Source organism: Nostoc sp. FACHB-280, from assembly GCF_014697615.1.
In the GTDB taxonomy this organism is placed as follows: Bacteria; Cyanobacteriota; Cyanobacteriia; order Cyanobacteriales; family Nostocaceae; genus Nostoc_B.
Genome location: NZ_JACJSD010000087.1, coordinates 1 through 13212 on the forward strand (window position 1 = coordinate 1; position 13212 = coordinate 13212).

Genomic DNA, 13212 nt, shown 5'->3' on the forward strand with positions numbered 1-13212 from the left:
TGTGCTTTAATTCCAACATTCTCTCATTTAAAGTGGATGTTTGAATGGTTTATCCGAAACACTACCTTTGATTTTATGTCTCTTCAGATGTACGGAGTTTTTTCAGAAATCAAATACTAGTCCTATAGGTAGATATGATATCCACTAAATAAAGTTTACTAAATGATTAAATATAGCAATCCTAAATGAGCCGTGAAAAATATAGATAAGGAAACGAACCGCCAAAAACGCCTTAGACGCGCAAGCGGCTTCCCGCAGGGTAGGACGCAAAGCTAAGAAAGAAGAAAGAGATATAGAAATTTCACAAATGATTTAGGACTGCTATAACAGTAATAATTTCGTTAATAAAATTATTGATTGATGTTTAGAAAAGTCTGAACAATTACTACTACTCAAAATTACAAATTAGAGTGTTGATTAAAAAATTCTTTCTAATATAAATTCTCATATAAATCAATTATACTCATGCTTAAACAAGCATGATAGAAATCTGAAAATATAATATGGACAAAATTTTGCTACCTGTAATTACAGTGAATCTTTTATAAATAGGGGAATACAGATATGGAATTTTTATCCGATTCAGTGGTGCTATCACGGATGCAGTTTGCGCTGACAGCGATTTTTCATATACTTTGGCCTGTCCTGACAACGGGAATGGGAATTTATCTTGTCATCGTTGAGGGAGTATGGCTGAAAACTCGTAATCCTGATTATTACCTTCATGCGCGGTTTTGGTCGAAGTTTTACGTCCTCAACTTTGGTATTGGGGTAGCCACAGGTATTCCAATGGAATTTCAGTTTGGAACTAACTGGGCTCCTTTTTCGGAAGCTGTGGGGAATTTTTTTGGTAGTGTGATTGGTTTTGAAGCTTCTTGGGCGTTTATGCTAGAAGCAGCTTTTTTAGGAATTATGTTATTTGGTTGGGAGCGCGTCAATCCTGCGGTTCACTATCTCTCGACAATTTTGGTGGCTGTGGGTGCGAACTTGTCAACTCTGTGGATTTTGACAGCAAATTCTTGGATGCAAACACCAGCCGGCGGAGAGATGGTGAATGGCAAGTTTGTTGTCAATGATTACTTTCAGGCGATGTTCAATCCTTTTATGGCTAACAGTGTACTGCACATGTTTTTTGCCACCCTGGAAACTTCGCTGTTTGTAATTGGCGGAATTAGTGCTTGGTACATTTTGCAAAAACGCCATCCAGAGTTTTTTGCTAAGTCTTTAAAGATAGTTTTAGCAGCTGCGATCGCAGTTGCCCCATTACAAATATATATTGGTCACTTAAGTGGCGAACAAGTTTATCATTATCAACCAACAAAACTCGCCGCAATGGAAGCACAGTGGGAAAGCACACCCGCCGGACAACCTGCTGACTGGAGTTTACTCGCAATACCGAATGAAAAAGCACAGAAAAATGATTGGGAAATTACCATTCCCAACGCCTTGGGTTACATTCTGGAATTTAAGCAGAATCTTTCTGAACCTGTGCGCGGCTTAAAGGAATGGAAACCAGAGGATCGTCCCCATCTGGTAGGTTTGATTTACTACGCTTTTCGGGTGATGATTGCCATTGGCTTTTTCTTTGCTGGATTAATGCTGCTAACTACAGTGCAGTGGTTACGTGGTAAACTTGCAGCTAAAAATATTACTCAGCAACGTTGGCTGATGTTAGCTTGGGTATTTGCTGCACCTTTAGGATATATTGCTGTGGAGTCTGGCTGGATTGTACGCTGTGTGGGAAGACAGCCTTGGACACTTTATGGACAAATTCGCACAGTTGATTCAGCCTCGCGTTTACCTGCAAGCAATGTGTTAACTTCACTCACAGCTTTTGCAGTAGTTTACAGTTTATTGTTCATCGCCGCGATGTATTTTGGTAGTCGCATCATTCGCCGCGGGCCAAATCTTAATTTACCAATTCCTGGTACAGAAATTACCAAACCTGCTGTAGATACAACTCCAGGTGAGTTTGTCCCAGATGAACGCCCTGTGGAAGCACAACAATAAAAAGTCTGAAGTCTGAAATGGGGTATAACGAAGTCCTCTAAAGAACTCAAGTTTGTTGCTGATAGCACAAGCCAAGATTTTTTAGTCTACTTGAGTAGACTTCAGCTATTAGCCTTGAACTTAAGTTCAAGGCGGGTGACTAAGTTAAACCCAACATTCTAAAAATTTTGTTAGGTGACTCTGTAACCTATCACCTGTAACCTATCCCCTTTTAAACAAGAGATTTTATGGAAACGCTAAAGTATTTTTTACCGCAAGTTTGGTTTGTCATTTTAGCTCTATTTTTATTTTTGTATGTGATGCTAGATGGCTTTGATTTGGGAGTAGGAATTTTATCTCTGACTTCTTCTAATGAAGAACGTCGGGGAATTTTGATGACTAGCTTAAGCAATATTTGGGATGCGAATGAAACTTGGCTAGTGTTGATGGGAGGGGGATTGTTTGGGGCGTTTCCTTTGGCTTACGGCACAATTTTAAATGCTTTATATATCCCGATTTTAGTGATGGTATTTGGCTTTATTTTTCGGGGTGTGGCGTTTGAATTTCGGGAGTTATCCAGACGGAAATTATTTTGGAATTTTGCTTTTGGTGCGGGAAGTTTTATCGCTGCACTTGGTCAAGGTTTTGCCCTTGGTGCTGTCCTCAAAGGGATTAATGTTGATGAGACGGGACATTTTATTGGTAGCACTTGGGATTGGTTAAGTTTGCCATCTGTGTTAGTCGCATTAACTTTAATTCAAGGATATGTGTTGATTGGTTCGACTTATCTGGTGTGGAAAACGACAGGAGAGTTGCAAGAAACCCATTATCAAACTGCGAAAATAGCAGCACTAACGACATTAGTGGGTGCGATCGCCATTACAATTAGTACACCAATAATTTATGAAAGTGCCAGATATCGACTATTTCAACAGCCTTTTGTTTATATTTTTACCCTGATTCCCGTTGTGGGAGTTTGGCTAATTTGGCAACTTTTACAAAGTCTAAACCGCAAAGAAGAACGCGCACCTTTTGTTTGGACGATTCTATTATTTGTGTTGTCTTTTATTGGACTGGGATTAATTATATTTCCCTATATTATCCCCACAAAAATCACAATTTACGAAGCATCGGCTGATCCTAGTTCTTTGGTCATTATGATTATTTTTATCGGCTTTCTCATCCCAGTAATGTTGTTCTACAACCTTTATCAATATATTGTGTTTCGCGGTAAGGTGACTGGTGGTGGTTATGAGGAATAAATAAAGTATGTTTCAGGTAAAATCTAAAACTATGTAGGAGATTATGCGTTGAGTAATGATATCAGAAGTGATCGCACCACCAAAGCCAAGACCTAAGATTTGAATGAGATTTGCTAAGGAGTGATCGCAACAGAAAATAGTTTGCCCTATGATCAAGCCTAGGAGAATTGACTGGAGGCTGAAAAGGAACTCATGAGGAATAAGAGAAACAAGGCATAGGGGTGAAAGGGTTTTGGATACATACATCCCTATATTTATTCACCCTAAATCTGTAGGAGTCGTATCCCAGCGATCGCTTCACTTAACCTTACTCAACTACAATATATATAGACTTTGTTGCGAATTGTATAGTTAGGGATTGGCTGTCATGGCTCCCGCCGTTTTAATTCAAAATCTACAAAAGCGTTACGGTACCGTTGAAGCCGTCAAAGACGTTTCTTTTGAGGTAGAACCAGGAGAAATCTTTGGTTTACTCGGCCCCAACGGTGCAGGTAAAACTACGACTCTACGTGCTTTGTGTACCCTCACAACTCCTGATGCAGGCAAAATCGAAGTATCTGGTGTGTCTGTGTTGAATAACCCCAGAGTCGCAAGGCAAAAACTCGGTTATGTAGCGCAGGAAGTTGCTATTGATAAAGTGCTAACCGGAAAAGAACTGCTGCAATTGCAAGCGGCGCTTTATCATCTCCCTGGCGCGGTAGCAAAACAGCGAATTCAAACAGTTTTAGATTTACTGAGTTTGCAAGAATACGCCGATAAAAAAACAGGAACTTATTCGGGCGGTTTACGCAAACGGCTTGACTTAGCGGCTGGGCTACTCCATGCACCAGATGTATTAGTTTTAGACGAACCTACAGTTGGACTGGACATCGAAAGCCGATTTGTTGTTTGGGAGTTTTTACGGAAGTTACGAGCATCAGGAACTACCGTTTTAATTACCAGCCATTATTTAGAAGAAATTGACGCATTAGCCGATCGCGTGGCTATTATTGACCGTGGAATTGTGATTGCCACAGGTACACCCTCACAATTAAAGGATAGAGTAGGAGGCGATCGCATTACCTTACGCATCCGGGAATTTTCACCACTTGAGGAAGCCGAAAAAGCCAAAAACCTCTTACAAGCTTTACCTTTCGTCCAAGAAATCATCATCAACAGCGCCCAAGGTAATTCCCTTAACTTGGTAGTTACACCGCAAAATGATGCCCTAATTACCATTCAGCAAGCATTGAATAATGCCAGCTTACCAATTTTCGGCATCGCCCAATCTCGCCCCAGTCTAGATGATGTCTATCTCGCCGCCACCGGACGCACCTTAATGGATGCAGAACTAGCCGCAGTCGCTAACCGTGATCCGAAAGCAGAAAAGAAGCAAAATATGAGATAGTACTGCTTCGTAGTGTCAATAGTCATTTGTCCTTTGTCATTTGTGATTACTCATGGCAATTGACCAATGACCAATAACTAATGACAAAATCCTATGAGTGTAACCCCTAAATCTGATCTAAATTGGCAGCAACTAGCTTCACCTGCGGATGCTGCACCTAATTTTTTTGGTGAATTAGTCCAAGAGACGCTGGCTTTAACTCGTCGCTTGTTTATTCAATTACAACGCCGTCCCTCTACTTTATTGGCGGGAATTGTTCAGCCTGTGATGTGGTTGGTGTTATTTGGCGCTTTATTCCAAAATGCACCGAAGGGTTTATTTGGTAGTACGACAAATTACGGTCAATTTTTGGCAGCAGGTGTTATTGTTTTTACAGCTTTTGCTGGAGCTTTGAACGCCGGATTACCTGTGATGTTTGACCGCGAATTTGGCTTTTTGAATCGTTTATTAGTCGCGCCTCTAGCATCACGCTTTTCAATTGTCTTTGCTTCCGCCATCTTTATTATTAGCCAAAGCTTACTGCAAGCAGCCGTAATTGTTGGTGCAGCAGCCTTTTTAGGTGCGGGAATACCAGATGCCGCAGGGTTAGGTGCGATCGCTCTCATTGTCTTCCTTTTAGCTTTGGGAGTAACTGCGATTTCCCTTGGTTTGGCTTTTGCCCTACCCGGACATATTGAATTAATTGCTGTAATATTCGTTACAAACTTGCCTTTATTATTTGCCAGCACTGCTTTAGCACCCTTATCTTTCATGCCCCAGTGGTTACAAGTTGTCGCCACTCTCAACCCTCTCAGCTACGCCATTGAACCTATCCGTTATCTTTATTTGCATCAAGGCTGGGAATTGAGTAGCGTTGTGATGCAAGCACCTTGGGGTGAAATTACCTTTGGCAGTGCTTTGTTAATTTTGTTGGGCTTTGCTGTTGTGGCTTTACTCAGCATTCAGCCCCAATTACGCAAAACTCTTGCTTAAGATAAAAGCATGGTGTTGTTGCAGCATATTGGAGAATCTCATGCAAAAATCATTTTTATCAGTTCAAAGCTTCTGTGTGGCTACATTAGCAGGAATTGGCTTTGCCTCTTTCCTTGCAGCCCAACCGAGTTTGGCACAGCTGAATACAATCGATAACTATCCGGCCGATAGTTCTCAAGATAATACCAACCCATTTTCGACTAATTCAGGTAGTTTAAACCCCCTTGATTTAATTCACCGCGCTCAGTTTGGTAGTTTCAACTGGAACACCCAACAAAAAGACGAAGAATTAAACTCAGCTGTGGCTGAATTAAACAGAAAGCGGGCTACACTCAAACAAAATCCCAATCAACCCGTAAATAACACTGCTGGACAAGCGGTTCCTGGTTTACCAGCTATCACATCTCCTAGTGTGATTTCTCCAGTGCAGATCGTTCCACCCCAAAACTGAATTCAATTCAAAAACCTCACTTTGCATGAAAATCCTGATGGGATTTCCAGAAATCATCAATTTATCCATCTTGTGGGATGAACATCTTCTTTGGATATCCATCCCATAAGAACAGGATATTTTTATCTGGAAGTCCCAGACAGGTAATCAAGCTCAAAGCTAAAATTCAATTCACAACAATTACAAACCCAGTGCCGCTAAAATATCGCTGGCGTGGTTAGATGTATTCACGTTGGCATCAACATGAACGATTGTGCCATTGGGGTTGATGACGTAGGTGACGCGCTTGGCATAACCACCACCATCAACATCGTAAGCTTGAATCAGAGTTTTTTCGGTATCCGCCAGTAGGGGAAAGTTCAAATTAAATTTTTGGGTAAAGGCTTGATGCGACACTTCATCATCGGCACTCACACCCAAAACAACTATATCTTTACCTTGATATTGCTCTTGAGCATCGCGGAAGCTACACGCTTGTTTGGTGCAGCCTGGAGTGTCATCTTTGGGATAAAAATACAAAACAACGGTCTTACCAGCAAAATCAGACAATGAGACAGTGTTGCCATTAGTATCTTTGACGGTAAATGCAGGTGCATCCGTACCAACTGCTAGAGGCATAATGAACCTTTCCTGTTTGGTGTTTGTTGATGACTCTGAAATTTTACAATAATTTACAATGATTAAAGAAGAATTCAGAAGTCAGAATACAGGATTCAGAATTAATTGAGTAAGTTTATGAGTTGTAAATTAATTTGTATTGAGATAAATAAATATTTCCATGAATAAACTTGATTCCCCAACCCCAAACTCCTTCTCTTACCCTGTTAACACAGTAGAAAGAGCCGAGCGATCGCTCATTTGTTCTCCTTTCAGAGTTGGTTTATTTACAGCCATGCGTAACGAGAGTGTACCATTAAATGCGATCGCCCAAGAAAACGGCATCAAAAATGGCTATACTCAGCATCCCTTATCAGAATTGGCTTGTTACAACGCTTTAGACTGGTTAATCCAAGTTGGTGTACTGCGGCGCGAAGTTGATGGCCAAGGAATTACCGATAGTTTTCGCCTCACACCTTTAGGTCATCAATTAATCGAGAAATATCAAGGACAAAATTTTCCTGCCCCTTCCTGGCGAGATTCCCTTTATAATGCCTCCATTCGTTGGTTGAGACTGCCTTTCTAGAATTAAAAATCTTAAAGTTAATATTAGGTTACAAAAGGGAACAATATACTTACGGAAGCATCAAGCCCAAGATAAATTCTTCATCAACCTCTAACAGCTTTGCTCAGATTTTGATGAAAATTGCATAAATCACAGGGGTCAATAATTTGGGTATGGATATTTATCCACCCTCAAGTTTTGTTTGCTTCTGGATGTTTAGCAGTGGCTAGGTAGATGAGGATTTTGTGCAAGCCTGAATCTCACAACTTTATGATTGATCCCAATCTAAAAATCTCCAATTCTTCTGCCTGCTGCTATAACTGTTGATGAATGGATGTGATATCATTACCCGTTCATAACTAAGTATTTCACCCTCTTATTGAAAAGTACACATTAAGTATGAAAGCAATTATGGTAGTGGGAACTACATCCCACGCAGGGAAATCACTCTTAACTACGGCTATTTGCCGTTTGCTATCGCGGCGTGGTTGGAGAGTGGCTCCCTTTAAAGGTCAAAATATGGCTTTAAATGCTTATGTCACTGCCAATGGGGGTGAAATTGGTTATGCACAGGCGGTGCAAGCTTGGGCTTCTGGGGTGGTTCCTTGGGTAGAAATGAATCCCATTTTACTCAAACCCCAAGGTGATATGACTTCCCAGGTAATTGTTAAGGGTAGACCAGTCGGGAGAGTCAAAGCAGCAGATTACTACGAGCAATTTTTCGACCTTGGTTGGCGAGCGATAGAAGAATCTCTACAACATTTATCCACAGAATTTGATATGTTGGTTTGCGAAGGTGCAGGTAGCCCCGCAGAAATTAACCTCAAGCACCGTGATTTGACCAATATGCGGATAGCAAAGTATTTAAATGCACCGACAATCTTGGTAGTTGATATTGATCGTGGTGGGGCTTTTGCCCATGTTGTAGGGACTTTAGAGTTACTTGACCCTGATGAACGGGACTTAATCAAAGGTATTGTAATTAACAAGTTCCGTGGACAGCGATCGCTCCTAGATTCCGGTATCCAATGGCTAGAAGAACGCACCAAAAAACCTGTAATTGGTGTACTGCCTTATTTCCAAGAACTATTCCCCGCCGAAGATTCCCTCGACTTACTAGAGCGCAAAGCTCACAAAGCTCAAGCTGACTTGAATATCGTGGTGATTCGCTTACCTAGAATTGCTAACTTTACCGATTTTGACCCCTTAGAATCAGAACCATCTGTTTCCGTGAGATATCTCAGTCCAAAACAAGATTTAGGACATCCAGACGCAGTAATTATCCCTGGTACAAAAACTACTATTGCCGACTTGATTTTATTGCAGAAAAGCGGTATGGCAGAAGCCATCCAAAATTATGCCGCTTCTGGTGGCACAGTTTTAGGGATTTGCGGCGGCTACCAAATGCTAGGACAAATTATTGCTGACCCCGAAGGTATAGAAGGTCAAGCTGGTAGATTCCAAGGCTTGAATTTATTACCCATCAGAACCGTTATTACTGGGCAGAAAATAGCTCGTCAACGTCAAGTAAGCTCAAATTATCCCCAGATGGGCTTACCAGTGACTGGCTTTGAAATTCATCAAGGGCGATCGCGTATTGAACAACCACCCGATAGTCAAGCGTATCAACCCTTATTTGATGATGTTAACCTAGGGTTGGTGGATAGCTGTCAATCAGTTTGGGGTACATACTTACACGGATTGTTTGACAATGGCCCTTGGCGACGTGCTTGGTTAAATCGCCTGCGTCAACAGCGCGGCTTAAAATCCTTACCCACAGGTGTCGCCAACTACCGCGAACAGCGAGAACAAATTTTAGACTCGCTGGCTACAGAAGTAGAACGCCATTTAGACTTAACACCGTTTTTGTCGTAGTTAGCCAAAAATTGTATGAGTGTTAGCGTTCGATTTTTACCAGATGATGTCGCCATCAATGCTGAAGTGGGGGAAGCACTCTTAGATGTAGCGCAACGCGCTGGAGTATTTATTCCCACAGGTTGTCTCATGGGTTCATGTCACGCCTGTACAGTAGAACTTGAAGATGGTGATGTCATTCGCGCTTGCCTTTCCGCAGTCCCGCCAACAGATGAGGAGTTGAGAATACATTTATTTAGCGACCCAACTTGGTAGTTATTGTATTTTCCAGATGGATAAACTCAAGTACCAAATGGTAATTCAGTGGTCAGAAGAAGATGATTGCTTCTTGGTAGAACTTCCTGATTTCCCTGGACAACGTTGGCGCACTCATGGGGATACTTACGAGTCAGCTGTTGCCAATGGCATTGAAGCACTGGAGTCTTTGATTATTGCTTATAAAACTGCGGGAGATCCACTGCCACAGCCAACCGTGTTGAACGTTGCTTAACACAAACTTGAGATTATAGAACCAAACCTAACAACACAAAATTCTAGCGACACAAAAGTAGTAGTCCGCCACATAAATTTAGGACTTAAGCAAAACACCTCTCAAACTCCCATGTCTCCGTGAACTCTGCGCCTTTGCGGTTCTTTATTCCATTGTCCATACCTCTGATTTTGCCTCTGACTGAAGTAATTCCTCAAAGTGTTAAAATCTGGTGACAATTAACAGAGCTAAACATTAGGGATAGCAAGCTCCTTAAAAAAAAGCAATATTTCCTCATAGCTGCTCAAGTTCCGAAGTTCTTGAAGTAACGATATATTTGAGTATCTGTCCCGCACACATCTATTTTTTGTTGTTAAATCTATGAAGTCTTATTTAGCCGCCGCTATTCAAATGACAAGTGTGCCTGATTTATACAAAAATTTGGCACAAGCAGAAGAATTGATTGAGCTTGCTGTGCGTCGAGGTGCTGAATTAGTTGGGCTACCAGAAAACTTTTCTTTTATGGGAGAAGAAAAAGATAAACTCGCCCAAGCTGCAACCATCACCCGCGAAACAGAACAGTTTCTCAAAAAAATGGCTCAACGCTTCCAAGTCACAATTTTAGGCGGCAGCTTTCCTGTTTTGGTAGAAGAGACAGGCAAAGTTTATAATACTTCCACCCTAATTGACCAAAGTGGTTTAGAAGTTGTTCGTTACCAAAAGGTACATTTATTTGATGTGAATGTTCCCGATGGTAATACTTATCGTGAATCTAGCACTGTCGTAGCTGGTACACAATTGCCATCAGTATATTTTTCCCCAGAACTGGGCGGTATTGGTCTTTCTGTTTGTTATGATGTGCGGTTTCCAGAACTGTATCGCCATCTATCCAGTAAGGGAGCCGATGTAATGTTTATTCCTGCGGCGTTTACTGCTTTTACTGGCAAAGATCACTGGCAAGTATTATTACAAGCAAGAGCAATTGAAAATACTTGTTATGTGATTGCACCAGCCCAAACTGGGACAAACTATGCTCGTCGCCAAACCCACGGCCATGCTGTAATTATTGATCCTTGGGGAGTCATTTTAGCGGATGCTGGGGAAAAACCCGGAATTGCGATCGCAGAAATCAATCCCTCACGTTTAGAACAAGTGCGTCGCCAAATGCCATCTTTACAACATCGAGTGTTTGGCTAAAGTCTCAAGTGTAAAGTCTGAAGTGTGAAATTGTCTGCTTCAGATTTTACTCACCATCCTGAAGACTTGCCATTAAACTTCGCAACATTAAATAAGATGAAGTTGCACCAGGATCTTGATGTCCAATACTCCGTTCTCCTAAATAACTAGCGCGTCCTTTTTTCGCTAACATCGGTTTGGTGTTTTCTAGCGCCTGTTCTGCAACAGCTACAGATTTTTGTAGTGCAGATACAGTATCTTTACCTTCCTCAATTGCTTGCCTAAAAGCCATTACAGATGGAGACAGCACATCAACCATTGTTTTGTCTTCTAGTTGGGCTTTACCACGTTGCAAAACACCATCTAAACCAGCTTGCAACAATGCCAATAGCTCTTGTGTCGTTAGTTCTTGTTTACCAACCGCTATAGTGCTGGCTTTTAAAAAAAATGTCCCGTATAAAGGGCCACTAGCACCCCCAACACTAGAAATCAAAGTCATACTCACAGTTTTCAAAATACTGCCAATATCTTGCTGAGTCACAGTTGGTAACTGACTGATCACCTTTCTAACACCACGATCCATATTAATACCGTGGTCAGCATCACCAATGGCTGCGTCTAATTCAGTTAAATATTCTTTATTCTGCTCTATCTCAGAGCCAAATATTTGTAACCACTTGAGAATTTGGGCTTGAGTGACCATATTACATACCCCACCGCAGATTTGCTGTATGTACTGGTGCATCCCACAACTGCAAGAGTTCATCATCCAACTTCAGCAAGGTAATTGAGCAACCTTGCATTTCTAAAGATGTGATGTAAGGGCCAATTAAGTTGCGGACAATGATCATTCCCTGTTTTTCGCAGATTTCTGCCAACTTACGATAAATCAGATAAAGTTCAGAGATGGGCGTACCACCCATACTATTAACAAAGGCTAACAAGCGATCGCCTCTTTGCAAAGGTGGATCAATCAATTCCACATCAACCCATTCGCCTTGAGTCTCATCCCACTCTCGCACAACCCGACTATAGCCAACATCATCAATAATTGTTTGGGTTAATATCTCTGCAATCTCATCTGCTGATTTTACATCAATTCTTTCCCTTCCTGGTTCGCCGTGAATCCCAATGCCAATTTCCATTTCGCGATCGCTTAATGTAAATGTTGGAGTACCCCTCGCTGGTACTGTACAAGATGTTAAAGCAATTCCCATACTTCGCCCATTCAGATTTACTTGACGACACAAATCTGCTACTTGTTGCAAGTCATAACCTTGTTCAGCCGCCGCACCACAAATTTTCTCTGCTAACACTGTCGTTCCCACACCACGACGACCTTGGGTATATAAACTATCCTTCACTGCTACATCATCGTCAATCAAAATATTGAGCGCACGGATACCTTCACTTCTAGCTAACTCCGTTGCCATCTCAAAGTTCATCACATCGCCACTATAGTTTTTGACAATATAAAGAATACCTGCTCCACCATTTACCTGTTGAGCAGCAGCCAGCATCTGGTCAGGAGTAGGTGACGTAAACACCTCTCCCGGACAAGCTGCATCTAGCATTCCTGTACCCACAAACCCTGTGTGCATCGGTTCATGTCCACTACCTCCACCAGAAATAATTGCCACTTTTCCTGGTTTGGGTGCATTAGCTCGATAGACAAAAGTGGGATCACAGTTGACTTTGATTAAATCTGAATGAGCCACCGCCATCCCAGCTAGACTTTCTCTTACGAAGTCTTCTGGCTGATTAATCAGCTTTTTCATTGTCTGTACTTGCGAAGATTGCTACAGATTCAGAATAATCCACCGAGCAGAAAACACAAAGACGCACCAGACTAATGTATTTTTTGCCGGAATGGTGTTATGTGGTGCGATCGCCCATATTTTTGAAGCAACTTCTCCAGAACACTCCGTAAATAATTTTCAGGAATTTTTTGATTTTTTCACAAACTCGGACAAGTTCATTGCCAATTTCTTCTATTAGATTTAATTCTGTTTAAGCTGAAATTAGCCTTATACAGCCAAAAATCGATGATTACTCAATACTGTGCTTATTTACCTACTGTATATTGGTTTTTACTTTTTTTTCAATTAAATTCAAAAAAAAATTTGCCAACCCCTTGACGTTCCTATAACCAGTTGTTAATCTAGATAAGTGTCAAGGCAAGAGCCGAGGCGACTGAACCGAGAAAAAACAATACTTTGAAAGCTTAAATTTAAACCAATCCTCGTCAAATAAATTGGTTTTGGGGATAACCCAGAAACTTAAAAAATTATAGCAAGGAATCTGAAAAAACTTTCTTTTCAGATAACAAACTCAAAAAACAACAAAACGGAGAGTTTGATCCTGGCTCAGGATGAACGCTGGCGGTATGCTTAACACATGCAAGTCGAACGGAATCTTAGGATTTAGTGGCGGACGGGTGAGTAACGCGTGAGAATCTGGCTTCAGGTC

General features: G+C 41.4%; 13 protein-coding genes, 1 rRNA gene and 1 pseudogene. 12 read left to right on the forward strand and 3 right to left on the reverse strand.

Annotated elements, in window-relative coordinates; translation table 11 throughout:
• The 6 genes and pseudogenes from H6G75_RS31620 to H6G75_RS31645 form a co-directional block, all read left to right on the forward strand.
• Window positions 1-120 (forward strand): annotated as a pseudogene (locus tag H6G75_RS31620) (IS630 family transposase); the annotation flags it as partial.
• Between the two features lie 444 nt (window positions 121-564).
• Window positions 565-2010 (forward strand): cytochrome ubiquinol oxidase subunit I, encoded by a 1446-nt coding sequence (locus H6G75_RS31625; RefSeq protein WP_190983829.1) that lies wholly within the window; start codon window positions 565-567, stop codon window positions 2008-2010.
• A 227-nt stretch (window positions 2011-2237) separates the two neighbouring features.
• Window positions 2238-3251: a cytochrome d ubiquinol oxidase subunit II gene (cydB, locus tag H6G75_RS31630; RefSeq protein ID WP_190983830.1), complete on the forward strand. Its 1014-nt coding sequence runs from the start codon at window positions 2238-2240 to the stop codon at window positions 3249-3251.
• 367 nt (window positions 3252-3618) lie between these two features.
• A complete protein-coding gene (locus tag H6G75_RS31635) occupies window positions 3619-4638 on the forward strand; it encodes an ABC transporter ATP-binding protein (RefSeq protein ID WP_190983831.1) in 1020 nt (339 codons plus the stop codon).
• A 93-nt stretch (window positions 4639-4731) separates the two neighbouring features.
• On the forward strand, window positions 4732-5610 hold the full coding sequence (locus H6G75_RS31640) for an ABC transporter permease (RefSeq protein WP_190983832.1): 879 nt from the start codon (window positions 4732-4734) through the stop codon (window positions 5608-5610).
• Window positions 5611-5650: 40 nt separating this feature from the next.
• Window positions 5651-6061 (forward strand): hypothetical protein, encoded by a 411-nt coding sequence (locus H6G75_RS31645; RefSeq protein WP_190983833.1) that lies wholly within the window; start codon window positions 5651-5653, stop codon window positions 6059-6061.
• Window positions 6062-6241: 180 nt separating this feature from the next.
• Here H6G75_RS31645 and H6G75_RS31650 read toward each other — a convergent pair whose 3' ends face one another.
• Window positions 6242-6679, reverse strand: coding sequence for a peroxiredoxin (locus H6G75_RS31650; protein WP_190983834.1), 438 nt, complete (start codon window positions 6677-6679; stop codon window positions 6242-6244).
• Window positions 6680-6839: 160 nt separating this feature from the next.
• Here H6G75_RS31650 and H6G75_RS31655 point away from each other — a divergent pair, with 160 nt between their 5' ends.
• The 5 genes from H6G75_RS31655 (at window position 6840) to H6G75_RS31675 (ending at window position 10764) form a co-directional block, all read left to right on the forward strand.
• Complete coding sequence (locus H6G75_RS31655; RefSeq protein WP_190983835.1) at window positions 6840-7244, forward strand: Npun_F0494 family protein; 405 nt, start codon at window positions 6840-6842, stop codon at window positions 7242-7244.
• A 378-nt stretch (window positions 7245-7622) separates the two neighbouring features.
• Window positions 7623-9098: a cobyric acid synthase CobQ gene (gene cobQ / locus H6G75_RS31660; protein WP_190983836.1), complete on the forward strand. Its 1476-nt coding sequence runs from the start codon at window positions 7623-7625 to the stop codon at window positions 9096-9098.
• Window positions 9099-9113: 15 nt separating this feature from the next.
• The gene (locus tag H6G75_RS31665; RefSeq protein ID WP_190669272.1) at window positions 9114-9353 is read left to right on the forward strand and encodes a 2Fe-2S iron-sulfur cluster-binding protein; all 240 of its coding nucleotides are present in this window, start codon (window positions 9114-9116) and stop codon (window positions 9351-9353) included.
• A 16-nt stretch (window positions 9354-9369) separates the two neighbouring features.
• Window positions 9370-9588: a type II toxin-antitoxin system HicB family antitoxin gene (locus H6G75_RS31670; RefSeq protein ID WP_190983837.1), complete on the forward strand. Its 219-nt coding sequence runs from the start codon at window positions 9370-9372 to the stop codon at window positions 9586-9588.
• 360 nt (window positions 9589-9948) lie between these two features.
• Window positions 9949-10764, forward strand: a complete 816-nt coding sequence (locus H6G75_RS31675; RefSeq protein WP_062291296.1) for a carbon-nitrogen hydrolase family protein — start codon at window positions 9949-9951, stop codon at window positions 10762-10764.
• A 46-nt stretch (window positions 10765-10810) separates the two neighbouring features.
• Here the strand turns inward: H6G75_RS31675 and dhaL are convergent, their stop codons facing one another.
• On the reverse strand, window positions 10811-11446 hold the full coding sequence (gene dhaL / locus H6G75_RS31680) for a dihydroxyacetone kinase subunit DhaL (RefSeq protein ID WP_190983838.1): 636 nt from the start codon (window positions 11444-11446) through the stop codon (window positions 10811-10813).
• 1 nt (window position 11447) lies between these two features.
• Window positions 11448-12521: a dihydroxyacetone kinase subunit DhaK gene (dhaK, locus tag H6G75_RS31685; protein ID WP_190983839.1), complete on the reverse strand. Its 1074-nt coding sequence runs from the start codon at window positions 12519-12521 to the stop codon at window positions 11448-11450.
• A gap of 565 nt (window positions 12522-13086) precedes the next feature.
• Here dhaK and H6G75_RS31690 point away from each other — a divergent pair.
• Window positions 13087-13212: ribosomal RNA gene (locus tag H6G75_RS31690) — 16S ribosomal RNA — on the forward strand; the annotation flags it as partial.